Below are 26330 nucleotides of genomic sequence, written 5' to 3' on the forward strand. Positions count from 1 at the left end.
AGTTGTTTGTAATGTCTCATTGTAAAATCTCTTGCCGGAGAAAAAGCAGTTAGCTTATGAGCAACTGACCACTTAATCTAGCCAAAACAAGTTATGCACTTACAATTTGAATCTAGGTTATTAAAAAGCTCTAACCTATTTTTTGAAAAATCGATAACTGCTTGGTATTGAGTAAAAAAAGGAGAGCCTAACAAGCCATGTACTCCCTTTTCACCACCCGCTACCTGAACATGGTCAAGATTAAGTGACACAAAGCCTGGACTTTCAAGCAAGGCACTACCAAACTCAATTGAATCAACTTCTATATCTCCCATAGCGTGATCCGAAGTGCCCAAGCCTGCTGCATTCTCAATGTTTAGTGTCTCTTCAATGCCTAGCTCACTTAGGCATCCTCTGTTTAAAACAGATGTTCCAGCGCCAGTATCTAAAATAAAACGTAACAATTTACCGTTAATTTTAGCTTCAACAATTTGGTGGCCTGTTTCTGATATTTCAAACTCAATTACAGTTTTGCCTTCAGATAAATTCATATACGTTCCTTGTTATAAAGTTTTTAAAATCTTACTTACTATTTTCAGCTTCCCACAATTAATAGCCAAATTTTACTAGTCGCCCACCTCAGCGCGTTTTGTTAGGTAACGTTTATCACCTGAGGCTCAATATTTGTTAAAACATGAATGATTTCATTTGTAGTCATTACTGAATAATGAAACAGCTTACTGTTGTTTAAACTGAAAGTATTCGTTTTAGTTTGCGCATACTCCAATAAGCTTGAATCAGAATACACGCCGATTACGCCCGAATCACGGTTTTGATGATAGTCATGAAAATGGGTACTTTCATCATAAGTTTCAAATAAAACGGTATTTGTAAACACAACCATAAACCTTACGGGATCATCGTCTTTTATATAAGTTTTAAGGTTCAGTGTTAGTAACCCATCAACATACGATAATTTGTCTAAGCTCCAGTCTTGGTAATTATTTGTGACTTCATCGATGGCAGTATTCATTGAATTACCTAACGAGCCAGCTGATTAACTCGTTTTTATTTGTTTTTATTAATAAACAAACCATAGCTGAGTTCCTATTTTGCTTCAATCTATTAGTGTTTTCATAAAATTTAGAATGGTTGTCTAGTTTATTTAAGAATGGGGATACGCTTTTATTATTTCCCTAAGTCTTTTTATTATTAGGGTTTTCGAAAGCATCCGCAAGAGCTTGAAATACCATTTCAGGCTCACCAGATTCAATATTAATCCGACTAAAATACCTTGCTTGCCAATGCCAAAATTCAACTTCAAAATATTTTGCTAAATATCTAGAATCCGCCTCTTTAATATCTACCATAAAATTTAACTTTTTATAGAAATGTTCAATTTTAGATATTTTTTGCCACTCTTCCGTAGATAGTTTTCGGTAAAGACTATCCCAAGATGGGCTTTCAATTTCTAGCATCGACTTTTTAAGTGCTTTACTTGCATCATTACGAATCTGAATGTAATCCGGAGAACTGTATTCTTGTATCAGATCAAGAGCTCTATTTTTTCTTTCACGATTAGTTTCATGGATAACTATTAAAGTTGCAGAAAGCCCTGCACCAATACCCGCTCCCAGGAGTGCAGCCCCAAGACTACCTGTTAATGCACCGACTACCGCACTAAAAACACTCGTAATTGTTATTGCTTCCATTACCCCTCCAAGGGATCGATTAATACCGACCAAACCAGACAGACACTTTAATTGAACAAACAAAACTGTGCCACAAAATTAGCTCTTCAGATTCAAAATTTATCTTTTATTACTGGATAACTTTTATTTCATCCATTAAATAAGTCATTAGCATGCTTAAACCTGAATTACACGCATAAATATAACTGCAAAATTGCAGTTTTAACTTTTACTGAATGCTTTTACTGAATAGCTTAAGTATTATGCGAGTAGCTTTTCGCAGTTGCTAATATTTGATCGCCGTTTACGCTTTAAATTTTCACAGTAACTTGCTTGTGAGGCTGGCCTGCCTACTGCACCATGAAATACGCGCGTAAATTGCGTAGTCAGTTTTAACCAGTTCTCTGGGGAGATATTAAGCCTTTCTAACAAAGGTAGGTTCATGTTATCAATATACCCGCGTTTATCCTCTCGTATTATTCGCCCTGTTAGCTCAACAAGTTCAAGGTACGATTTAAGCTCAAACGGCAGCCCTTTAGGCATAATCTGACGTGGCATACCTGCAAAACGTAGTAACTGTTTAGGCTGTTTACCTTCTGTCGCGCATGTTAAGCGCTTTTGTACACTGGTATGGTCTGACCCTTCTGGTGTGTTAGCCATTTTAGCCCTAATGGGATTTAAATCGACATAGGCCATACACGCTGCAAGTGCTGCTTCATCTAGTAATGCCTGCGATTTGAATCGGCCCTCCCAGAACCTACCAGTGCAGTTATCTTCTTTATTTGCTCTGCGCGCAATGTCTTCATTTAACAACCGCATAAACCAGCTAATACTTGCTAGGCGTTCGCGGTATTGTTTAACCGTTTGGTTGAAAAAGATGAGCTCAACTTTACTTAACTTTTCACCTTGTACATATTTTTGCGTTAACAATGTGCCTTTACAGAGTTTATGCCAGCGAATAACAATCGCTTTATCATTCAGCCTGTTTGCTTTCTTATCATCTACATATAGTACCAAATGGGTGTGATTACTCATTACGGCATAAGCACATACATCAATACAAAATACCTTTGCTAATTCAAGCAGCTTATCTTCAACCCACCCTCGTCGATGCTCGTAAGATTGACCAGTAAAACGGTCTTCTCCACATAAAAATGCACGACGAACACAGCGTGAAATACAGTGATAGTATTTTGTATCAACCAAACTTACTTGACGCTTTCTTGAAATTGCCATAAGACACCCTGCTCGTTTTTTGCACTAACTAAAACGTAGTCCTAAATTTTGAAAAGAGCAAAATTTAGGATGGGTGTCACTGTTAATTTAAGACACCCTGCTTGTTTTTTACACTAAACAAAGGCTAGCCTCTAACTCCGTAAAGTGCAAAATTTAGGATGGGTGTCTTGTTTATTCAGTAAAAATTCGTGACCGATACGACGCAAGCGTACCTACAGTTGTGGGCTCTGTTAGCCGTCAAAAGTCTGTGTTTGTTGAAGACGCTAAATTTTTACGCAAGCAAACCAAGCAACCAATAAAATGGGCATTGCCAGGCCCAATGACCATGATCGACACGCTTTACGATGACCATTATAAAAGCCGCGAAAAACTAGCGTGGGAATTTGCCATCATTCTTAATCAAGAAGCAAAAGAATTAGAAGCCGCCGGCGTTGATATCATCCAATTTGATGAGCCCGCGTTTAACGTATTTTTTGATGAAGTAAACGACTGGGGAATTGCCTGTTTAGAGCGCGCAATTGAAGGTCTTAAATGCGAAACCGCCGTGCATATTTGCTATGGCTACGGCATTAAAGCAAATACAGATTGGAAAAAAACACTAGGAAGCGAATGGCGACAGTACGAAGAAGCATTCCCTAAGCTTCAGCAATCTAATATCGATATTATCTCACTAGAGTGCCATAACTCCCATGTACCAATGGATTTACTAGAACTTATTCGCGGTAAAAAAGNCCATGTACCAATGGATTTACTAGAACTTATTCGCGGTAAAAAAGTAATGGTAGGCGCAATTGATGTAGCAAATCATACTATCGAAACGCCAGAGGAAGTAGCTAATACGCTACGTAAAGCACTGCAATTTGTAGATGCCGACAAACTCTACCCGTGTACAAACTGCGGCATGGCTCCACTACCTCACCATATAGCCAGAGGTAAACTAAATGCCTTGAGCGCTGGGGCTGAAATTATAAGAAAAGAATTATTAGAAAAGAACTAGAAAAGTAGCTTTAAAATACAAATTGTAAACAATAACAGCTGTCGCACCATACCATAGTGAAATCCATAAACATGGTGCGTTAGTTAAAACCTACCAAAGAACAAAGTTTAGGTTAGTTATTTAATTTTTTTTATTAAAAAGCTCTAGCCTGTTTTTTGAAAAATCGATAACTGCTTGCTGGCTGAACAAGATTGGTTTGTTAGGTGCGCTGTTCATTTAAACTGAATCTTGTTTCTTACAAGTTCAAAAATACACGCCCCAGTTAAAACTGCATATACACCTAGAATAAAGTAAAACATAGTTGGGCTGGTTTCAAGTGAGTAATCTTCGCCTCCTTTGGGAGAAACTTGACCAGTAAGTAGATCGTGAATGAAGAGAAAGGTAAAAAATAGACCACAAGAAACCAAAAGTATCTTGTCAGATTTTGAGTGTTTTTTCATAAACTATTTTCAGCCAATTTTCCTTTTGAGAAGCTTTAGCAAAATTCGAAACAACTGCCTTTTGCTTGTAGCACCTAACAATTTTGTCTACGATATTTGTCGTTTTATAAACCGACAAATGTCCACATATCACAATGCATTTATCTTAACCATCAAATAAACACCTGTAAACAATTAGTTAACTTTAAGGTTTTTTCCTTAATGTAGAAATACACAGAAACAAATACAAACCTGACAGCCACCTTAATCGAACAAACAAAACTGTGCCACTAAATTAGCCAATCAGGTTCAAAATTTATCTTTGATTACTGGGTCACTTTCATTTCATCTAATAAATAAGTCATTAGCACGCTAAAACCTGAATTACACGCATGATAATAACTACATAATTACAGTTTTAATGTTTACTGAATGGTTTTACTGAGTAGTTTAAGTTTTATGCGAGTAACTTTTCGCAGTTGCTAATATTTGTTCGCCGTTTCCGCTTTAAATGTTCACAGTAACTTGCTTGTGAAGTGGGCCTACCTACTGCACCATGGAATACGCGCGTAAATTGTGTGGTGAGTTTTAACCAGTTTTCGGGGGATATATTAAGCCTTTCTAACAAAGGAAGGTTCATATTATCAATATGCCCACGCTTATCCTCTCGTATTATTCGCTCTGTTAGCTCAACAAGTTCAAGGTACGATTTAAGCTCAAACGGCAGCCCTTTGGGCATAATCTGACGAGGCAGACCAGCAAAACGTAGTAACTGTTTTGGTTGTTTACCTTCTGCTGCGCATGTTAAACGCTTTTGTACACTGGTATGGTCTGACTCTTCTGGTGTGTTAGCCATTTTTGCTCTAATGGGATTTAAATCGACATAGGCCATACACGCTGCAAGTGCTGCTTCATCTAGTAATGCTTGCGATTTGAATCTACCCTCCCAGAATCGTCCTGTGCAGTTATCTTCTTTATTTGCTCTACGCGCAATGTCTTCATTTAATAGCCGCATAAACCAGCTAATACTTGCTAGGCGTTCGCGGTATTGTTTAACCGTTTGGTTGAAAAAGATGAGTTCAACTTTACTTAGCTTTTCACCTTGTACATATTTTTGCGTTAACAATGTGCCTTTACAGAGTTTATGCCAGCGAATAACAATCGCTTTATCATTCAGTCTGTTTGCTTGATTATCATCTACATACAGGACTAAGTGAGTGTGATTACTCATAACAGCATAAGCACACACATCAATACAAAATACCTTTGCTAATTCAAGCAGCTTATCTTCAACCCACCCTCGTCGATGCTCGTAAGATTGACCAGTAAAACGGTCTTCTCCACATAAAAATGCACGACGAACACAGCGTGAAATACAGTGATAGTATTTTGTATCAACCAAACTTATTTGACGCTTTCTTGCAATTGCCATAAGACACCCTGCTCGTTTTTTGTACTAAACAAAGGCTAGCCTCTAACTCCGTAAAGTGCAAAATTAAGATGGGTGTCTTGTTTATTTATCTTGTTTATTTAGATGCCAACATAAAAATGCACGTCGCACGCACCGCGAAATACAATGGTAGTATTTTGTATCAACCAAACTTACTTGACGCTTTCTTGCAATCACCATAAGACACCCTGCTCGTTTTTCGCACTAAATAAAGGCTAGCCTCTAACTTCGAAAAGTGCAAAATTTAATATGGGTGTCTTGTTAATTTCTGTTAATTTCATTTAAATTTAGGATGGGTGTCTTGTTTAATTTGTGCATCATAATGAAAATCGTCTGAGGTAAATAACCGAGGCTTGCCTTTGCTGCGTTTTAGTCGGCGCTTTTCTTGCTCCGTTTCGTATGTTTCGCTGGCTTTAAACAGCGGATTTCGTTTTCTAAATTGGTTATCTGCAATGTACGTATCGAACCCACTTTGCGCCATAAATCCAAGATTCACTTCGCTGTTAAACCCACTGTCTGCAGTGAATTTAATAGTATGTTCATCTGCGCGTTTTTCTGTATTGAGTTTAGCGAGTTGCTGTTTTAATTGTGCAACAGCTGGCTGTAAAGTTTGTTGTTCGCCCACTGAACCCCATGCTTGTGCTTGCAGGATGATTTGGTGTTTATCGTCATTAATAGCGATGCCGTTGTAGCCTTGGATTGTGCCTTTTGAGGTAGTCATTTTTGCACTATCTGGATCAGTGATATTACTTTTAACAGGCTTGCCTTTACTGCCTGTTTTTTCTTTGTGAGTGGCTAAGAACTCGGTAATTTTACCTGCACTTTTATCTAGCTTTTCTTTTTGTTTTAAATCCTGAGTTATCAATTCTTCGCCCAGCCCATCTTGTGATTGGTGGCGTTCAATAATACGTTTGCTTGCGCGTTCTAGTTTTGCTTTTTTGCGGCTTAACTCATCGAATGTGCCGCTCCACTCTTTACTCGCATTGGACTTTAATTTACACCCATCAATGGCAAACATGTTGCGGCCTATCAAGTCTTCCTCATCACATATCATCAGCACTTGCGTAAAAATCGGCTCAATCTGTTCATGCATTTTAGCAACGAAGCCTGCTATTGATGTGTAATGCGGCTGGATATCTCCCGACACACTCATAAATAAAATGTTCGTCTCACACGCTTTAGCAATTCGACGGCTACTGATCAAACCATGTGCATAGCCCAGTAAAATAATCTTTAGCATTACCGAAGGTGGATACGCCGCCGCGCCCGTTTTGTCATTGTTGTACCACGCGTCAAACCCCGATAAATCGAGTTTATTTTCGACAATATAACAAAGGGCATACTCAAAAGTGCCAGGCAGAATTTGCTCAGCGAAATTGATAGGAATGAATTTAACTCGTTTAGTCAACCAACAAAATGTTGCTCCTAACACTCAAACACAAGCCTTAAATGCGTTGAGCTTTTTATTTAAAAAAGTGATTAAAAAGCCACTCTCATTAGGTTTTATTAAGAGCAAACGAGCAACTAGTTTTACAACAAATTGCCAATGCCATTATCAGACCTTTTTCAAGATTATAAACTTCCCGATTTAAAACAAAAAAGCACAGCCCACAAACGCCATGCTTTTAAATCAATCTTAATCCCGCTTGTTTTACAAACGAATACCGCCGTCTATTTCAACAACGCGGCCGGTAAAAAAGTCGTTTTCGATTATGTATTGTGCAGTATGGGCAATTTCGTCGCTTTCGCCTAAGCGCCCTACTGGCGTTACTGCAAGCATACGCTCTTTGGCTTCTGGCTTCATGGCGTCGGTCATGGCGGTGCTTATTACACCTGGTGCAATAGCGCCTACGCGTATACCAAATCGACCAAGTTCTTTAGCCCATGTGGTGGTAAGTGCAACTACGCCTGCTTTTGATGCTGCGTAGTTTGTTTGGCCTATGTTACCTGCGCGCGCTACGCTCGACATATTAACTATAACGCCGCCTTTGCCTGATTCAATCATGTGGCTTGCAGCTTCGCGCCCGGCTAAAAACACACCGGTCAGGTTTACATCAATCACTGATTGAAATTGCTCAAGAGACATTTTTTTAACCACCTTGCCGTCTTTAGCCTTTATAAACATGCCGTCGCGTAAAATACCGGCGTTGTTTATAAGCACACCAATGTAACCAAAATCGCTGTTAATGGTATTAAATACGTTTTCTACTTCGCTCTCATTTGTTACGTTTGCGGCATAACCTTTAATATTGCTAGTTACACCTTCAAGCTGTGTTAATTGCTCGCATGCTGTGTTTAACAAGTCTTGTGCCATATCTATTAACGCAATGTTAGCACCCATAAGTGCAAACTTTTGCGCCATTGCAAAGCCTAAACCTTGTGCGCCACCGGTTATTACTACCGTGTTATTTTTAATTTCCACGCGTTGCTCCTACTTAGAAAACAGTTTAAAAATGGCACTAAAGTCATCACTACCCGCACCTTGGTGCTGTAGCATAGTGTATAAATTTTTAGCCATTGAACCCATAGGGGTTGATGAATTACTTTGCTGCGCGGCTTCCATGGCAAGGCCTAAATCTTTAGCCATTAAATCAACCATAAAGCCTGGTTTGTAATCGTTACTTGCAGGGGCTGTATCCATTACACCTGGGCAAGGGTTGTAAAGTTCAAGCGTCCAGTTACGGCCCGAACTTGCGGTCATAATGTCGCTAAGTACTTTAGGATCGAGGCCGTTATTTATACCCATTTGCAGTGCTTCGCTGGTGCCTGCCATTAAAATACTAAGTAGCATGTTATTACATATTTTTGCTACTTGCCCTGCGCCAATATCGCCTGCATGAAATATGTTTTTACCCATATCACTCAGCACTGTATGTGCTTTATCAAACGCTGCTTTTTCGCCGCCTACAATAAAAGTAAGTGTGCCTGCGGTTGCGCCTGCAACGCCGCCCGATACCGGTGCATCTACAAAGCTTATGCCTTGTTCGCCAAGTGCAGTGCCTACAATGCGTGCTGATTCTGCATCTATTGTTGAGCAATCAATTACTAAAGTATTTTTGCTTAGCACGTTAATTAAACCGCTGTCGTCGTTATTACCTAAGTAAAGCGATTTAACATGCTTGCCCGCAGGTAACATACTAATAAGTATGTCAGCATTGGTTGCGCACTGCTTTGCATCAACTGCGGCTTTTGCGCCTTTGCTTGCAAGTTCATTTACGACCGACTGGTTTAAATCGAACACACTCACAGTATGTCCAGCTTTAATTAAGTTAGCCGCCATAGGGCCGCCCATATTACCTAAGCCGATAAAACCAATATTGAGTTTAGTCATCGTCTTTCCTTTATTTTTGTGTTGGCGTGTCTAAGCCATTGAATGGGTGGTTTTCGCCAAAGCGATTAGCAAAAAAACTGTCTATTATTGTTTGAGGAACATCACTAAGTGTTTTGTACTGCCAATTAGGTGCGCCGTCTTTATCTATTAGTAGCGCCCTTACACCTTCTTGAAACTCACCTACTTCGCCAGCGCGAACCGACATACCCAACTCCATTTTAAAACACGCTAATAAGCTTTTGCCTTTACTTGTTTTTAATTGCTCACTAACGAGTGCGCAGCTTAGTGGGCATCCGTGTTTAAGTGACTTTTGAGCGCGCTGTAGCCATTTATCGTCAGTAGCTAGCCCTAAAATATAATCAACTTGCTCCTGCAAGGTTGTAAATTCACCCAATTTTTGAATTGTTTTTAGGTTAGCTTTTACGTTGCCTTTGGGCATACGCGCAGATTGGTTGTCTAAATCGGTTAATAACTTAGTTAAACGCTCATGATTTAAGCTTGCGGTTTTGCCCCATTTAGCTGCTAAAATTTGCGCAAGCATGGAATCATATTTAGTGCAGTCGATACAGTGATCGGCAAGCGATACAAAACGCGCGTCGTCGCAATTAATTGAGGCCGACGTTAACCCTAAAAATAACCCCACACTTTGTGGCATTTTATGTAAAAAGTAACTGCCGCCTACATCAGGGTATAAACCTATGGTTTGCTCTGGCATGGCAATGCGTGATGTTTCCGTTACAACGCGGTGGCTAGCACCGGCCATTAGCCCTAAACCGCCGCCCATTACTATGCCGTTACCCCAAACAAGGATTGGTTTATCAAAGGTATGAATAAGGTAATCAAGCTTGTACTCAAGCGTAAAAAACTCTTCAACTAAACTTGTTGGTTTACCTTGCGCCATTGCATGATGAAGGCTTACAACATCGCCACCGGCGCAAAATGCTTTATCGCCTGCGCCTTTTAACAACACCATTGCAATAGCATCATCGTCTTGCCAAGCTCGCAGCTGCGGCTCAAGTAATTTGATCATCTCAAAATTAAGTGCATTTAAGGCTTTTGGCGCGTTGAGTGTAATAAACCCAATTAAACTGCCATTTTCTGCGGTTGCGGTTTCAAATACCACGGGCTCATCGGCGCTATTTAATAATATTAAAGTACTCATTAGCCGTTTACCCAGTTAGCGCGGCGTTTTTCTAAAAAGGCATTTACGCCTTCTTGTTGATCCTCGGTATCAAATAAACCAACAAATAACTCGCGCTCAAGAGGCAATACACTTGCCATTGGTTGATGGCGACCTTTTTGAATCAATGTTTTACATGCAGCTACCGAGCTAGGGCTTTGATCGGCCACTTGGTTGGCAAGTTTTAATGCTGCCGCAAAGCTTTCACCCTGTGGTACTACTTCTTCCACTAAGCCAATTTGCAGGGCTTTATCAGCTTTTAAGCGCTCGCCGCATAAAATCATCCGTTTTGCCCAGCCTTCGCCTACAAGCCATGCTAAATTTTGTGTACCACCCGCACACGGTAATAACCCAACTTTAGCTTCAGGGAGCGCCATTTGTGCTTGCTCTTCCGCAATACGTATATCGCACGCAAGAGCGACTTCTAGCCCGCCGCCCATTGCATAGCCGTTTATGGCTGCAACCGACACGCCTCTAAAATTACTAAGCGCTTCAAATGCTTCACCAAATACACGCGACATATCGGCGGCTACGCCTTTATCGCCACCAGCAAATACGTTTAGGTCGGCACCAGCGCTAAAAAACTTCTCGCCTTCACCAGTCAGTACTAATGCATAAATATTTTTATTATTATTAAGCTCATTAACGGTATTTTTTAAATCAACTAAGGTGTCTTTTGTCCAGGTGTTTGCTGGCGGATTAGACATAGTTAAAATAGCAACATGACCTTCGATTGTAAGTTCAATACTCGGATTAGATTTAGATTCTGACATACATTGCTCCTTATAAAACGTCACTTGCTGACTCAGCTAAAATTCGACGCGCAATAATTACACGCATAATTTCGTTAGTGCCTTCTAAAATTTGATGAACACGTACATCACGTACATGGCGCTCAAGCGGGTATTCTTTTATGTAACCGTAACCACCATGAATTTGCAGTGCGTCGTTACACACAGTAAAGCCAACATCGGTAGCAAAGCGTTTAGCCATGGCGCAGTAAGTGGTTTTTTCAACGTCGTTATTATCAAGTTTAAATGCAGCAAGCCTAACCATTTGGCGCGCAGCTACAAGCTCGGTGTTCATATCGGCAATTTTAAATTGCAACGCTTGAAACGCAGCCAATGGTTTACCAAATTGCGTGCGTTCTTTTAAATATTCACGGGCGGTATTAAGCGCCGCTTGCGCTGTACCAATTGAACATGTGGCAATGTTAATTCGACCGCCATCAAGGCCTTGCATCGCAAATTTAAAGCCTTCGCCCTCAGCCCCTAATAAGTTATGCGCAGGAATGCGTACATCTTCAAAGCTAATTAGGCGTGTAGGTTGTGCGTTCCAACCCATTTTTTCCTCTGCTTTGCCGTATTCCACGCCTTTTGCGTCGGCAGGCACTACAAATGCCGAAATACCCGCTGCGCCTTCGCCGCCTGTACGTGCCATTACCACTAATACTTCGGTTTCGCCAGCGCCCGATATAAACATTTTTGAGCCGTTAATAACGTACTCATCGCCCTCAAGCACAGCTTTTGTTTTAAGTGATGCGGCATCTGAACCCGAACCTGGCTCTGTTAAACAATAAGAGGCAAGTAGCTCGCCCATTACTAATTGCTCTACGTATTGGTCTTTAACTGCATCGGTACCAAAACTTGCTACCATCCACGTGGCCATATTATGAATGGTCAACATGGCCGTGGTTGCTGTACAGCCCATAGCAAGCTGTTCAAAAATAATGCTCGAATCTAAACGAGATAAACCAAGGCCGCCGGCTTCCTCTGGCGTGTATAAACCGCAAAAACCAAGCTCGCCTGCTGCTTTAATCGTGTCTTTAGGAAAAATATGTTCGCGGTCCCACTTTGCTGCATAAGGTGCGAGTTCTGACTCGGCAAATTGTCGTGCTGTTTGCGCAAAGGCTTGTTGATCTTCTGATAAATTAAAGTCCATGGTAGAGACCTCTTTAGTTGTGTGTTTGTTGTTGTGTGTCGTTTTCCCATTACAGGAATAGTTAGTGATGAGCGGCGAAGACTTATGTGTGTTGTGTGTGAAGTAGCCTTCGCGCCCATCTTTATTATTAGTTATTTAGTTATTCGTTTTAATAAAAATTATTTTAAGTTAATGCTCATGTTTGGACCCGACGCAATATCATCTTCAAACCAACGTGAGGTAATCGTTTTAGTTTCTGTGTAAAAACGAATACCTTGCTTACCGTACGTGTGCGTATCGCCGTAAAACGAGCCTTTCCAACCAGTGAACGAAAAGAACGGAAGTGGCACCGGAATTGGTACATTAATACCTACTTGCCCTACTTCAATTTCGTGTTGGAATTTACGAGCTACTGCGCCGCTTGAGGTAAATAACGAGGTACCGTTACCGTAAGGGCTGTCGTTAATAAGTGCGATTGCTTCATCAAGCGTGTCTACAAACATACACGCTAGTACTGGGCCAAATATTTCTTCTTTGTATAAATCCATCTCTTTGGTTACGTCAGTAAATAACGTTGGGCCAACCCAGTTACCTTGCTCAAAGCCTTCAACCGTAAAGTTAGAACCATCAATTAAACAGGTAGCGCCTTGCTCTTTACCACCAGCAATAAGCGATAAAATACGCGATTTTGCTGCTTTTGATGTTTGTGGTCCGTATGCCGCGTTTGCATCATCCCACACGCCTGGGCGTACATTTTCAAAGCCTGCTTTAATTTCATCTACCCACTGACTTGCTTGACCTACAAATACAGCAACCGAAATACCCATACAACGCTGGCCAGCAGCACCTACCGATGCGCCTACTAGGTTGTTTACGACATGCGATTTACTTGCATCTGGCATAATAACCATGTGGTTTTTAGCGCCAACACACGCTTGCACGCGTTTAAGATTTTGTGTGCCTTTAGAATAAATATAAGCACCTACACCACACGAGCCAACAAACGAAATAGCGCGCACAGCTTTATCTTCTAGTAAGCGGTCTACTTGTGGTTTTGTACCGTGAACAACTTGTAATACGCCTTTTGGTGCGCCGGCTTCAATAAATAGCTCTGCTAAGCGCATTGGTGTAAGTGGATCTTGCTCAGACGGTTTTAAAATGAAGGTGTTACCACACACAATAGCCAGCGGGAACATCCAAAGTGGGATCATTGCAGGGAAGTTAAATGGTGTTACGCCCGCACACACGCCAAGTGGCTGCATGTAAGAATACGTATCGATTTTACGCGCTACGTTTTCCATTGTTTCACCCATCATTAATGATGGTGCGTTAGCGGCTTGTTCTACTACTTCAATACCACGCCAAACATCGCCTTTTGCATCTTCAAACGTTTTACCCAATTCGTGGCAAATAATGGTAGCAAGCTCATCGTGATGTTCTTTTAATAGCGCTGCGTACTTCATCATAATGCGAGCACGTTCAGTAATGGGTACGTCTTTCCATGTTTTAAACGTCTCTGAGGCTGAGGCAATTGCCGCGTCCATTTCTGATTCTGTGGTACATGGCACTTGTGCAAGTACTTCTTGAGTTGCTGGGTTTATAACATCGATAAGCTCTTTTGACGCTGATTGAATAAATTCGCCATTAATAAGTAGTGGTACTTGGTGCATGATTAAATCCTAGTGTGTGAGTTGTGTGTTCTCTTTTAAAATTGGTAGCGCCGCTTTGTTAGTATTATGAGTGCAGCGCCTTTATAGTTATTCGTTAAAGTATTCGCCTAGCTATTTATGTAACCCTAATTAGTAAGCTTCTACGGCCATAGCAACCGCTTCACCGCCACCAATACATAAAGACGCAATGCCTTTTTTAAGGCCTCGGTTTTTAAGGGCATGAATAAGCGTTACTAAAATACGCGCGCCGCTTGCACCAATTGGATGACCCAATGCACATGCACCGCCGTTAACGTTTACTTTGCTTTCATCAAGTTTTAACTCGTTAATAGCCAGCATGGTTACCATGGCAAATGCTTCGTTAATTTCCCAAAGGTCAACGTCGTTTACAGCCCAGCCTGCTTTTTCAAGCACGCTGCTTATTGCACCTACTGGCGCTACTGTAAATTCACTTGGTTTTTGAGAGTGAGTACTGTGCGCTACAATTTTACAAAGCGGTGTTAAGCCTTGCTCTTTTGCTTTTGATTCGCTCATTAATATAAGCGCTGCGCCACCGTCTGAAATTGACGATGAATTAGCAGCTGTAATGGTGCCGTCTTTTTTAAAGGCTGCACGTAGGCTTGGAATTTTTTCTGGGCGGGCGTTACCTGGTTGCTCGTCAATCGAAACTGTTACATCGCCTTTGCGTGTTTGCATCGTATGGGGTGCAACTTCGTTATCAAAACTGCCATTTTGTATCGCGGCTTTAGCTTTACTTAATGAGCCTAATGCAAACGCATCCATTTGCTCACGACCAATACCGTACTCGTCGGCGGTGTCTTGTGCAAAACAACCCATTGCTTTGTTGTCGTAAGCATCTTCAAGGCCATCGCTCATCATGTGATCTTTTATTTCGCCATGACCCATTCGCATTCCACCACGTGCTTTTGGAATAAAGTATGGTGCGTTTGTCATGCTTTCCATGCCACCGGCAATGGCAGATTGGATAGAGCCTGCTTTAATTAAATCGTTTGCAAGCATGGCGGCTTTTAAACCAGAGCCACATACTTTGTTAATTGTTGTAGCGCCAGTGCTAAGTGCAAGGCCTGCTTTTAACATTGCTTGGCGTGCGGGCGCTTGCCCAAGCCCTGCTGGTAATACACAGCCCATAATTACTTCATCTATTGCATCATTAGCTAAACCAGTTTGTGCAAGTGCACTGGTAATGGCGGTAGCGCCAAGCTCGGTAGACTGCGCATCACTTAACGCTCCCATAAAACCACCCATTGGGGTGCGTTTTGCTGCTACAATTACCACTGATTCTAAAGTCATAACTAACTCCGTTGTAATTTAATGCAAATAATTGTTAGTATATTTGCTCTATTAATTTAGTATTCATTTATTATTTAATACCTACACACAATACTAACGTTTACGCCAACGTCAACTAAAAACAGCTTAATTTTTAGTTTTATAAGTGTAAGCATTATTTTCCAGCTGTTAGGCCACACTGAGGAAATAAAATTAACCTACTGAAAATTAATATAATAAGTCAACTCTTCGCGCCAACACTCCTTTATAAATAGTTTCAAAACACACCAAGCTTTACCTTTACGTAAACTTCACTTATATTGGGGTTATTCGAATGAGGTAAATACAATTATGAAACCAGATAATCAAACAAACTTTGCAAGCTCAGCCAAAATGCCGGCTAGTAATGAACAAACATTTAGCATTAGCGAACTCGCTAAAGAATTTGACATTACAACCCGCTCTATTCGCTTTTACGAAGATCAAGGGTTAATAACTCCAGAACGTAATGGTCAAACACGTATTTATTCAAAACGCGACAAAGTGCGTTTAAAACTAATATTACGTGGTAAACGATTGGGCTTTACGCTTGCTGAAACAGGCCGTTTGTTTGAACTGTACGACGCTGATAAGTCGAGTGCTAAGCAGCTGGTTACCATGCTTGATTTAATAGCCGATAAAAAGTCTGACCTATCTCAACAAATGGACGACATTAAAGTTGTTCTTATGGAGTTGGTGACGGCCGAGCGCCGCTGCAGAGACACGCTTAATAAAATAGACGAGTAGGTTTATTTTTAAAATAACAACACACTGACAACACACACGTCACACAGGAATGAATCATGAGCACTATTTCACTATATAAAGAAATGAACTTTGGCCTAGGCGAAACCGCCGATATGATCCGCGACCACGTAAACAGTTTTGCGAGTCAGGAGATTGCCCCGCTTGCTGAAAAAACTGATTTAGATAACGCTTTTCCAAATCAACTTTGGACACAAATGGGCGAAATGGGTGTACTGGGTATGACCGTATCTGAAGAACTTGGCGGCGCCGGTTTAGGTTACTTAGAACATGTTATTGCTATGGAAGAAATTAGCCGTGCCAGTGCCTCTATAGGTTTAAGCTATGGAGCACATTCTAACCTGTGTGTTAATCAAATTAACCGTAACGGCACACAAGCTCAAAAAGAAAAATACTTACCTAAGCTTATTAGTGGTGAGCACATTGGTGCCCTTGCAATGAGCGAGCCTAATGCAGGCTCTGACGTTGTATCGATGAAACTTAAAGCCGAAAAAAAAGGCAATAAGTACATTTTAAACGGCAACAAAATGTGGATCACCAATGGTCCTGACGCACACACGTTAGTAATTTATGCTAAAACAGATTTAGATGCCGGCGCTAAAGGCATTACCGCGTTTATTGTTGAGAGCAACTTCCCTGGTTTTTCAACGGCGCAAAAGCTCGACAAACTGGGCATGCGCGGCTCAAACACCTGTGAACTAGTATTTGAAAACTGTGAAGTACCTGCTGAGAACATTTTAGGTAACTTAAACGAAGGCGTTAAAGTACTCATGAGTGGCCTTGATTACGAACGTGTAGTACTTGCAGCTGGCCCGCTTGGCATAATGCAAGCGTGTATGGACATAGTAGTACCGTACATTCATGAGCGTAAACAGTTTGACACCCCTATTGGTCAATTTCAGTTAATTCAGGGCAAAGTAGCCGACATGTATACACAAATGAATGCTGCGCGCTCATATGTATATACGGTAGCTCGCTCTTGTGACCGTGGCGAAACGACCCGTAAAGATGCAGCCGGTGCCATTTTATATGCCGCAGAGCTTGCGACTAAAATGGCGCTTGATGCGATTCAAATTTTAGGTGGCAATGGCTACATAAACGAATACGCAACGGGCCGCCTGCTGCGCGACGCTAAATTATACGAAATTGGTGCAGGTACATCAGAAATACGCCGCATGCTTATTGGCCGCGAACTTTTCACTGAAAGCCGTTAAGGATTAAACCATGACGATTTTAAAATCGAGCGTTAATCCTCACGATTCAACGTTTGTGCAAAACCATAAAAATATGTCGGCGCTGGTGGATGATTTACGCAGTAAAGTAGCCACTATTAGCCAAGGCGGAGGCGCTGCGTTAAAAGAGCGCCACGAAGGCCGTGGTAAATTATTTGTACGCGACCGTATAAGTACGTTAATTGACGAAGGCTCACCTTTTTTAGAAATTTCGCAATTTGCGGCATTTGGTGTGTACGAACAAGCTATACCGTGCGCAGGTGTTGTAGCCGGCATTGGCCGTGTTAAAGGCATTGAATGCATGATTATTGCAAACGATGCCACGGTTAAAGGCGGTACTTACTTTCCGCTAACTGTTAAAAAGCATTTACGTGCACAAGACATTGCAGAGCGTTGCCACTTACCGTGTATTTATTTGGTCGATTCGGGCGGTGCTAACTTGCCTGAGCAAGACGATGTATTTCCGGATAAGCTGCATTTTGGTCGTATTTTTTACAATCAAGCCCGTATGTCGGGCAAAGGCATTCCACAAATTGCTGTAGTAATGGGTTTATGTACCGCTGGTGGTGCGTACGTACCTGCAATGGCCGATGAAAGCATTATTGTAAAAGAGCAAGGCACTATATTTTTAGCAGGTCCGCCCCTTGTAAAAGCAGCAACAGGCGAAGAAGTAACCGCCGAAGAACTAGGCGGCGCCGATGTGCACTGTAAAATTTCGGGTGTTGCCGATCACTACGCTGAAAACGATGCCCATGCGCTGTCTATTGCGCGCCAATGTATTGAGCGCATTAATTACACACGCCCTACAGCCCCTCTTCTAGAGGATGTAAAGCCACCACGTTACGACATTAACGAGCTTTACGGCATTGTGGGCACCGACCTTAAAAAGCCATTTGATGTACGCGAAGTAATAGCGCGCACTGTAGATGACTCATCATTTGATGAATTTAAACGCTACTTTGGTGAAACGTTAGTCACAGGTTTTGCCAGCATTTATGGCAACCCCGTTGGCATAGTGGCTAATAACGGTATTTTATTTAGTGAGTCGGCGCAAAAAGGCGCGCACTTTATTCAGCTGTGTGCTCAGCGCAATATTCCTTTAGTGTTTTTACAAAATATTACCGGCTTTATGGTGGGTAAAAAATACGAAGCCGAAGGCATTGCAAAGCACGGCGCTAAAATGGTGATGGCGGTTTCGTGTGCTGATGTGCCTAAATTTACAGTACTTATTGGCGGCTCTTACGGCGCAGGTAACTACGGAATGTGTGGCCGTGCATTTGAACCAACCATGATGTGGATGTGGCCTAATGCCCGTATTTCGGTTATGGGCGGCGAGCAAGCAGCGGGTGTAATGGCGCAAGTTAAACAAGATGGTTTAGCACGCAAAGGCCAAAGCATGAGCGAGCAAGAAATTAGTGACTTTAAAAAGCCAATTATTGATCAGTACGAAGAGCAAGGTCATCCGTATTACGCAAGCGCACGCTTGTGGGACGACGGCATTATAGACCCTGCCGATACGCGTAATGTATTAGGGCTCGCGTTAACGGCTGCAAACAACGCACCAAAATGTGATTCGAAATTTGGCGTATTTAGAATGTAAACGGAGCGCAAAATGTCAGTAACACTACAAATAACAAAATCTAATGTGGCTGTACTTGTGTTAAGCCGCCCAGAAAAAAGAAACGCATTTAATAGCGAAGTAATACACGAGCTGATTCAGTGTATAGAGCATGCAAATACGCTTGATATTCGTGCTTTAGTTTTAAAAACTGAGGGCAAGCATTTTTCAGCCGGTGCCGATTTAGCCTGGATGAAATCGATGGCGGATAACAACTACGCCGATAACCTAGCTGATTCAATGCAATTAGCTAAATTAATGCAGGTATTGGCAAGCTCGCCGCATCCAACAATTTGCGCTGTGCAAGGTGCTGCTTTTGGTGGTGCACTGGGCTTAATTGCCTGTTGCGACATAGCCCTTAGTAAAGACGATGCACAATTTTGTTTAAGCGAAGTAAAGTTGGGCCTCATTCCCGCTGTTATTAGCCCATACGTCATTAAAGCGATTGGTGAACGTGCTGCTCGTAGGTACTTTTTAACGGCTGAAGTGTTTGATGCCCATACTGCTAAACAACTTGGTTTAATTCATCAAGTAACCGGTAATTTAGACTGTGCGGTCGATAATATGCTGCAAACACTGATTGATAACGGACCTGTTGCAGTAAAAGCAGCAAAAGCATTAATTAACGATGTAGCAAATAAACCAATAACCGATAAACTCATTGAGCTTACCGCAGAGCGTATTGCAAAAATTCGCGTATCTGAGGAAGGCCAAGAAGGGCTAACTGCTTTTTTTGATAAACGCCCACCCGCTTGGCAACTGTAGGATTGATTATGAACACACAACGATTACAAAAAATACTGATTGCCAATCGTGGAGAAATTGCGTGCCGAGTAATGCGCAGCGCAAAACAAATGGGCTTAACCACGGTCGCGGTTTATTCTGATGCAGACAAACATGCCCGGCACGTAAAAATGGCCGACGAGGCTTACCATATTGGTGCTGCGCCAAGTAAAGATTCGTATTTAGTAGCAGACAAAATTTTGCAAGTTGCCAAAGACTGCGGCGCTGATTGTATTCACCCGGGGTATGGTTTTTTATCTGAAAACAGCGAATTTGCTAAAGCCTGCGAAGCTAACAACATTGCTTTTGTAGGACCACCAGCAAGTAGCATTGAAGCAATGGGATCTAAAACCCGCGCTAAAGAAATAATGGCAGCTGCTAATGTGCCATTAGTACCTGGTTATTATGGTGATAAACAAGATCCTGCTTTTTTACAAAGTGAAGCTGAAAAAATTGGCTACCCTGTACTAATTAAAGCCGCCTTTGGCGGCGGCGGTAAAGGCATGCGTGTGGTTGAAAAAGCACAAGACTTTATGAGCGCATTACAAGGTGCGCAACGTGAAGCCATTGCCGGTTTTGGTAACGATTTAGTATTGCTTGAGCGTTACGTAAACCAGCCTCGCCATGTTGAAGTGCAAGTATTTGCAGATAACCATGGCAACTGTGTTTATTTAGGCGATCGTGATTGTTCTTTGCAACGCCGTCATCAAAAAGTAATTGAAGAAGCCCCTGCTCCGGGTTTATCTGACGCACTACGTAAAGAAATGGGCGAAGCAGCTGTACGTTGTGCACTGGCTATAAATTATAGAGGCGCAGGTACGGTTGAGTTTTTACTGTGTGGCGATGAATTTTTCTTTATGGAAATGAATACGCGCCTTCAAGTAGAACACCCAGTGACCGAAATGGTAACCGGTGTAGATTTAGTCAATTGGCAAATTAATATTGCGGGTGGGCAAACATTGCCACTGACACAAAGTGATATTCAATTGCAGGGTCATAGCTTTGAAGCGCGAATATACGCAGAAGATCCAGCCAACGACTTTATCCCGTGTTCGGGCACTATTGAAGCACTACACACACCCCTTAACAGCGAATTTGTGCGCATTGATACAGGCATTGCACAAGGCGACGAAATTAGCCCATTTTACGATCCGATGATTGCAAAACTTATTGTGCACGACGACAATCGCGAACAAGCCTTGAGCCGTTTACAACACGCCCTTGATCAATTTCATTTAGCGGGTTTTAGCACTAACATTGGCTTTTTACATAACTTAGCAAGCCACCCTACGTTTAAACAAGGTGCGCCAAGTACACACTTTATTGCAGAGCAAGGCGACTCGTTAGTTGCGGTTGATAAATCGTTATTACAAGCAAGCCAACTTATTGGTGCTTTTGCATATTTAGAATCGTTAACTAACACCCAAAATGCGCCAAACAGTGCAAGCCCGTGGCAACAACTAAGCGGTTTTACACTCAATGCTCCGCAAGCAATTAAGATCCCTTTTGCCGATTTACAGCTAAGCGCTATAAAAACGTCAGCGGGCTATAGTATTACGCATAACGAGCACGTATTTAACCTACAAGGCACATTAAATAATAATCTGTGCAGTGTATTTATTAACGGCAAAAAACATAGCGCGCACGTAACTACGGTAGGTAATAATACTGTTGGCAATATTGTCACTGTTATGAATAAAGCACTGCAAACTAAGCTTGAACTAGTTGATAAACATTATATTAGTTCGCACGAAAGCGAAGCACTGCCACTTGCCGCGCCGCTTAATGGCACGGTAGTTAAGCACTTAATCGAAATTGGTAGCACAATTATCAAAGGCGATGCGGTTGTTATTATCGAAGCCATGAAAATGGAATACACGCTTAACGCACCGCATAATGGCATTTTAAAAAGCTACTGTTTTGGTGAAGGCGAATTAGTAACGCATGGCGCTCTGCTTGCTATAGTAGAAGATACGACTGAGGAAGGTGCATAATGAGTGCCTTTGCAAATAAAGTACGTATTGTTGAAGTTGGTGCGCGAGACGGCCTACAAAACGAAAAAACAGTAAGCACAGCTGATAAAGTAGCGCTTATTAACGCCCTAAGTGCTGCTGGCTTAAAAGATATTGAAGCTGGCGCGTTTGTCTCCCCTAAATGGGTGCCGCAAATGGCAGACTCAGCTGATGTGATATCAGCCCTTAATTTACCCGATGTAAATTTAAGTGCCCTTACACCTAACTTAAAAGGTGCACAAGCAGCGCATGCTGTTGGCATTAAAGAGTTTGCTATATTTACCGCTGCGAGTGAGTCGTTTTGTCAAAAAAACATAAACTGCTCAATAGAGCAAAGTATTGAACGCTTTAGCGAAGTAATGGCGTTTGCTAAAGCGAATAATATCCGCGTACGTGGTTATGTAAGCTGTGTGCTAGGTTGCCCTTATGAGGGTGAAATTGACCCACAAGCAGTACTAAGTGTATCGCAAAAGCTAATAGATTTAGGATGTTACGAAGTAAGCCTTGGCGATACCATAGGTGTTGGCACCGCTAAAGAAGTAACGCAATTAATCGAGTTACTTTTAACGCACATTGATAAAACCAAACTTGCCGTGCATTTTCATGATACATACGGCCAAGCGCTTACAAATATTTACGCAGCCTTGAGCCTAGGTATAGCAACGGTTGACGCAGCAGTTGCAGGCCTTGGTGGCTGTCCTTATGCTAAGGGTGCGTCAGGAAATGTTGCCACCGAAGATGTAGTTTACTTGCTGCAAGGGCTTGGCATTGAACACGGAATTGATTTACAAAGGTTAAGTGACGCTGGATGGGAGATAACCAAAGCACTTGGTAAGCAACCTGTGAGCAAAGTATCTGTGGCACTACACACTAAATAACCTGAGCTCTGGATAATAAATCTATCTCGAGCAGCTATTTTCAGCGCTAACTGCGTTGAATTTACTTGCAATAGGCCAGCTATTGACGCGTAAATTCGCCTTATTTTCACTGAAAATCTCTGGCTAGAGAAAATAAATTTAAATATCACGCTAATTCAATATGTTAGTAAATCTCTTAACCAGAGTTCAGGTTAAATAGCTATCTCATAAAATGATGATTCAAGATAGTTAACAATAAATAGCACACAATGAGGAGAGACTCATGGCCGGTTTTGATAAGGTAGTTTATAGCTACGAAGCTGCAATGGAAGGATTAAAAGACGGCGATACCATTATTGCCGGTGGTTTTGGTTTATGTGGTATTCCTGAGGGCTTAATTAAACAAATTAAGCACATGCAAACAAAAAACTTAACCGTGGTATCTAATAACTGTGGTGTTGATGACTTTGGTTTAGGTATTTTATTACAAGACAAGCAAATTAAAAAAGTAATTGCCTCGTACGTTGGCGAAAACGCCCTATTCGAGCAGCAGTTATTAAGTGGTGAAATTGACGTAGAGCTTACACCTCAAGGTACACTTGCTGAAAAAATGCGTGCTGGTGGCGCCGGTATACCTGCGTTTTACACAGCTACCGGTTACGGTACTCCTGTGGCTGAGGGTAAAGACGTAAAAGAATTTAATGGTCGCCCGTATATTTTAGAAGAGTCTATAACAGGTGAATTTGCCATAGTAAAAGCATGGAAAGCCGATCGATACGGTAATTTAGTGTTTAGACACACCGCCATGAACTTTAATCCAATGGCAGCAACGGCTGGTAAAATTACCGTTGCCGAAGTAGAAGAAATTGTAGAGCCGGGCGAGCTTGAACCAAGCCAAATTCATACCCCGGGTATTTTTGTAAATCGCGTTATTAAAGGCAACTTTGAAAAACGCATTGAACGTGTAACAACACGAGATTAAGCAGGAGCATAATTATGGCATTATCACGTGAACAAGTTGCAATGCGCGTTGCACAAGAACTTCAAGACGGTTACTACGTAAATTTGGGCATAGGAATTCCGACACTCGTCGCAAACTATGTACCGGATGATATTGAAGTTATGTTACAGTCCGAAAATGGCCTTTTAGGCATGGGCCCGTACCCGACTAAAGCAGAGCTAGATGCCGATATGATTAACGCGGGTAAAGAAACCGTGACAGCAGCTAAAGGTGCAGCCATATTTAATAGTGCAGATAGTTTTGCCATGATACGGGGTGGTCATGTAGACTTAACTGTTCTGGGTGCATTTGAAGTTGACCAGAACGGCAACATCGCATCGTGGATGATACCTAAAAAGCTGATTAAAGGCATGGGTGGCGCGATGGATTTAGTCGCTGGCGCGAAAAACATTATTGTTACTATGACCCATGCAAGTAAGCATGGTGACTCTAAACTATTAGAAGCCTGCTCTTTACCGCTTACTGGCGTTAATTGCGTTAAAAAAATAGTGACAGATTTAGCCGTACTAGAAGTTAAAGACGGCGCATTTCATTTATTAGAACGCGCTCCGGGCGTAACTGTTGATGAAATCATTAGTAAAACAGCAGGTAAATTACTTGTTGACGGTGAAGTACCAGAAATGGTTTTTTAGTAACTTTTAATAAGTTAACTTAAAATAACGCTTTACCCTGTACCGACCTCATTCCCAGTGCCAATGGCGCTGAGTTACCCAAAATCCCTCTCACGAGGGATTTTTTTTATCTTTTGCCATTATTTTTACCGTCATTCATACATCTGTAGTAAATTTTATCTATAATACAAATATAAATTAAATGTAAGCGCTTAGATTCTTTGCACTATTTTGTGGATAGCCTGCACCCTTTTTGTGAACTAGCGTTAAATTTATTTTTAACCTACTGATATTTATATATTAAATAGTTGGTTCAAATTTTGCCTAAGTAAGGCGTCTCAATAAATTAAATAATTCTGGAAAACATGCAAACTCCTATTCGTGGCCTTCGCTCTTTTTGCTTTGCCGCAAGAAGCCTAAGTTTTAAGCATGCAGCTAATGAGCTGTACTTAACGCCGTCTGCGGTAAGCCATCAAATAAAACAACTTGAAGAACAACTTGGTATTGAACTTTTTCAACGTAAAACGCGTTCAATTAGCTTAACCACAGCGGGTAAAAACTTTTTTGATGCTGTGTCTCCTATCATCACAATGTTAGAGGGCACCATTAACGAGTTTAGTCAGATGCAGCAAAATACAAATTTGACAATTACGTTGCCTGAGTTTTTTGCCAGCGAGCTACTCATGCCTAAATTAAGTGAGTGGACGTCAGAGCACCCTAATATAAACCTGCAAATGGACACGCTTAAAACACGCAAAGAGTTAACGCGTCATAGCGATTTATCTATTGTATTGTCCTCAGGTAAACCTACTGAAGGATTAGCAACAGAGTTGTTTAACCTTGAATATATTCCTGCATGTAATAAAAAATTGCTCGATCAATGGAGGGACGATCATCGTCAAGCGCTTAACCAAGTTCCCCTCATCCTCCACAAAGCTCGCCCTTGGGCATGGCACCAGTGGGCCGAAAAAGCGGGTATTGATGACTTTTCTCCTTCGCAGATTATTCAAATAGATAGCATGTTTGGTGTAGCGCGTGCAGCGCAGCAAGGCATGGGCATTGCGCTTATTCCACTGCCTATTAGTCAAAGCTGGTTAGATGAGCAATGGCTGTACAAATTATTCGAGCAGCCTTTAACAACTAAAGATAAATACTATTTAGTGCAGCACGAATCAAGCACGCCTAATCACCCGCTTGATTTATTTGCGAAGTGGGTTGTAAATACGTTTAGAAAAATCCAAGAATAATCCCCTATTAGACGAGTTCAGTAATACAACCCACTCTGTGTTTTATTACTGAACTCGTCTAATACCAACCTGCATAAATCTTTGATCAATTTAACGAATTAAATTGCACTATTACGTCGTTAAAAATTTTTTATTTAGAACAACTAGATACAAAAATTTTTGCCTAGTTCTAGCGTAATTTTCTTAACGTTAAATAGACCCCATATATAAGAAGATTGGTATAACTCCCTGCAAATTTGAATAATATTTTTTATTTAAATACATAAACTTAACGCCGAGCATTAGACTAAAGTCTATAGTTTAATTTTTTTCACTCATTGGTTTCATTTTTATCGTTTGTCGAAAATAAAGTTAAATATTAAAGTTACTTCATCAGCTCAAAACAACTTAGTTAATTTGTTTTTTAAGAGCAATAAATGCAACCTTTTGAGTTTTAGTAACTCAAACTTAGCAGTGAAAAGAATCTTATATTGTGTGTGTAAGATGTTGTCAGTGTGAAAAAGCGGTTCAAGTTAGGTGGTGACTTGGCTTGAACTGTTTTTATTCTTGGCTCAACCACATGATATGCATTACAAAGCTACTAAAGCGTAGCAAACCGAATCTTTATATTGTGTGTGAAGATGTTGTCAGTGTGAAAAGCGGTTCAAGTTAGGTGGTGACTTGGCTTGAACTGTTTTTATTCTTGGCTCAATCACATGATATGCATTACCAGGCTACTAAAGCGTAGCAAACAGAATCTTTATATTGTGTGTGAAGATGTTGTCAGTGTGAAAAGCAGTTCAAGTTAGGTGGTGACTTGGCTTGGACTGTTTTTATTCTTGGCTCAAACCACATGATATGCATTACAAGGCTACGTAAGCGTAGTAAACAGAATCTTTATATTGTGTGTGAAGATGTTGTCAGTGTGAAAAGCAGTTCAAGTTAGGTGGTGACTTGGCTTGGACTGTTTTTATTATTAAGCACATACATAATATAGTTATAT

21 protein-coding genes and 3 pseudogenes are annotated in these 26330 nt (G+C 41.3%); 11 read left to right on the top strand and 13 right to left on the bottom strand.

All coding sequences use genetic code 11. The features are described from left to right. Positions 1-77 precede the first annotated feature (77 nt). The 4 genes from I6E82_RS13455 to I6E82_RS13470 form a co-directional block, all read right to left on the bottom strand. On the bottom strand, positions 78-530 hold the full coding sequence (locus I6E82_RS13455) for a retropepsin-like aspartic protease (RefSeq protein ID WP_197118087.1): 453 nt from the start codon (positions 528-530) through the stop codon (positions 78-80). A 101-nt stretch (positions 531-631) separates the two neighbouring features. Further along, entirely contained in the window at positions 632-1012 is a 381-nt protein-coding gene (locus I6E82_RS13460) for a hypothetical protein (RefSeq protein WP_197112774.1), read from the bottom strand. Between the two features lie 163 nt (positions 1013-1175). Then, positions 1176-1691: a hypothetical protein gene (locus tag I6E82_RS13465; RefSeq protein WP_039487800.1), complete on the bottom strand. Its 516-nt coding sequence runs from the start codon at positions 1689-1691 to the stop codon at positions 1176-1178. A gap of 240 nt (positions 1692-1931) precedes the next feature. Next, positions 1932-2906: a transposase gene (locus I6E82_RS13470; RefSeq protein ID WP_197118088.1), complete on the bottom strand. Its 975-nt coding sequence runs from the start codon at positions 2904-2906 to the stop codon at positions 1932-1934. Positions 2907-3081: 175 nt separating this feature from the next. Here I6E82_RS13470 and I6E82_RS13475 point away from each other — a divergent pair. Further along, a pseudogene (locus tag I6E82_RS13475) lies at positions 3082-3903 on the top strand (methionine synthase); the annotation flags it as partial. An 876-nt stretch (positions 3904-4779) separates the two neighbouring features. Here I6E82_RS13475 and I6E82_RS13480 read toward each other — a convergent pair. Then, positions 4780-5754, bottom strand: a complete 975-nt coding sequence (locus I6E82_RS13480; RefSeq protein WP_197118089.1) for a transposase — start codon at positions 5752-5754, stop codon at positions 4780-4782. A 334-nt stretch (positions 5755-6088) separates the two neighbouring features. Next, positions 6089-7180 (bottom strand): annotated as a pseudogene (locus I6E82_RS13485) (transposase); the annotation flags it as partial. On the opposite strand from I6E82_RS13485, the pseudogene I6E82_RS13490 reads away from it, so the two are divergent. Next, positions 7158-7346, top strand: a pseudogene (locus I6E82_RS13490) (phage integrase N-terminal SAM-like domain-containing protein); the annotation flags it as partial. The pseudogenes I6E82_RS13485 and I6E82_RS13490 sit on opposite strands and share 23 nt — an antisense overlap. 77 nt (positions 7347-7423) lie before the next feature. Here the strand turns inward: I6E82_RS13490 and I6E82_RS13495 are convergent. From I6E82_RS13495 to I6E82_RS13525, 7 genes are all read right to left on the bottom strand, one after another. Further along, positions 7424-8194 carry an SDR family oxidoreductase gene (locus I6E82_RS13495; protein WP_197118090.1) on the bottom strand — a complete coding sequence of 257 codons (771 nt, stop codon included), beginning with the start codon at positions 8192-8194 and terminating at the stop codon, positions 7424-7426. 9 nt (positions 8195-8203) lie between these two features. After that, on the bottom strand, positions 8204-9103 hold the full coding sequence (mmsB, locus tag I6E82_RS13500) for a 3-hydroxyisobutyrate dehydrogenase (protein ID WP_197118091.1): 900 nt from the start codon (positions 9101-9103) through the stop codon (positions 8204-8206). Between the two features lie 10 nt (positions 9104-9113). After that, a complete protein-coding gene (locus I6E82_RS13505) occupies positions 9114-10265 on the bottom strand; it encodes an enoyl-CoA hydratase/isomerase family protein (protein ID WP_197118092.1) in 1152 nt (383 codons plus the stop codon). Next, positions 10265-11056 (bottom strand): enoyl-CoA hydratase, encoded by a 792-nt coding sequence (locus I6E82_RS13510; protein ID WP_197118093.1) that lies wholly within the window; start codon positions 11054-11056, stop codon positions 10265-10267. The genes I6E82_RS13505 and I6E82_RS13510 overlap by 1 nt, the downstream gene beginning before the upstream one ends. Before the next feature lie 10 nt (positions 11057-11066). Next, positions 11067-12224, bottom strand: coding sequence for an acyl-CoA dehydrogenase family protein (locus I6E82_RS13515; protein ID WP_165727517.1), 1158 nt, complete (start codon positions 12222-12224; stop codon positions 11067-11069). A gap of 158 nt (positions 12225-12382) precedes the next feature. Beyond that, complete coding sequence (locus I6E82_RS13520) at positions 12383-13873, bottom strand: CoA-acylating methylmalonate-semialdehyde dehydrogenase (protein ID WP_165721568.1); 1491 nt, start codon at positions 13871-13873, stop codon at positions 12383-12385. Between the two features lie 129 nt (positions 13874-14002). Continuing rightward, positions 14003-15184, bottom strand: a complete 1182-nt coding sequence (locus tag I6E82_RS13525; RefSeq protein WP_197118094.1) for a thiolase family protein — start codon at positions 15182-15184, stop codon at positions 14003-14005. Positions 15185-15514: 330 nt separating this feature from the next. Between I6E82_RS13525 and I6E82_RS13530 the strand changes: the two genes are divergently transcribed. The 9 genes from I6E82_RS13530 (at position 15515) to I6E82_RS13570 (ending at position 25348) form a co-directional block, all read left to right on the top strand. Next, on the top strand, positions 15515-15949 hold the full coding sequence (locus I6E82_RS13530) for a MerR family transcriptional regulator (protein WP_007580242.1): 435 nt from the start codon (positions 15515-15517) through the stop codon (positions 15947-15949). A 56-nt stretch (positions 15950-16005) separates the two neighbouring features. Continuing rightward, a complete protein-coding gene (locus I6E82_RS13535; protein ID WP_197118095.1) occupies positions 16006-17181 on the top strand; it encodes an isovaleryl-CoA dehydrogenase in 1176 nt (391 codons plus the stop codon). A gap of 10 nt (positions 17182-17191) precedes the next feature. After that, on the top strand, positions 17192-18799 hold the full coding sequence (locus tag I6E82_RS13540) for a carboxyl transferase domain-containing protein (RefSeq protein ID WP_197118096.1): 1608 nt from the start codon (positions 17192-17194) through the stop codon (positions 18797-18799). Positions 18800-18811: 12 nt separating this feature from the next. Continuing rightward, positions 18812-19582 (top strand): enoyl-CoA hydratase/isomerase family protein, encoded by a 771-nt coding sequence (locus I6E82_RS13545; RefSeq protein ID WP_197118097.1) that lies wholly within the window; start codon positions 18812-18814, stop codon positions 19580-19582. Between the two features lie 8 nt (positions 19583-19590). Continuing rightward, positions 19591-21594 carry an acetyl/propionyl/methylcrotonyl-CoA carboxylase subunit alpha gene (locus I6E82_RS13550; protein WP_197118098.1) on the top strand — a complete coding sequence of 668 codons (2004 nt, stop codon included), beginning with the start codon at positions 19591-19593 and terminating at the stop codon, positions 21592-21594. Continuing rightward, positions 21594-22490, top strand: a complete 897-nt coding sequence (locus I6E82_RS13555) for a hydroxymethylglutaryl-CoA lyase (RefSeq protein WP_197118099.1) — start codon at positions 21594-21596, stop codon at positions 22488-22490. The genes I6E82_RS13550 and I6E82_RS13555 overlap by 1 nt, the downstream gene beginning before the upstream one ends. Before the next feature lie 262 nt (positions 22491-22752). Further along, entirely contained in the window at positions 22753-23451 is a 699-nt protein-coding gene (locus I6E82_RS13560; RefSeq protein WP_007580250.1) for a CoA transferase subunit A, read from the top strand. 14 nt (positions 23452-23465) lie between these two features. Next, positions 23466-24122 carry a CoA transferase subunit B gene (locus tag I6E82_RS13565; RefSeq protein WP_007580251.1) on the top strand — a complete coding sequence of 219 codons (657 nt, stop codon included), beginning with the start codon at positions 23466-23468 and terminating at the stop codon, positions 24120-24122. Between the two features lie 344 nt (positions 24123-24466). Further along, positions 24467-25348 (top strand): LysR family transcriptional regulator, encoded by an 882-nt coding sequence (locus I6E82_RS13570; RefSeq protein ID WP_024590165.1) that lies wholly within the window; start codon positions 24467-24469, stop codon positions 25346-25348. Positions 25349-26330 lie beyond the last annotated feature (982 nt).

Source organism: Pseudoalteromonas sp. NZS11, from assembly GCF_015864765.1.
GTDB classification, from domain to species: domain Bacteria; phylum Pseudomonadota; class Gammaproteobacteria; order Enterobacterales; family Alteromonadaceae; genus Pseudoalteromonas; species Pseudoalteromonas arctica.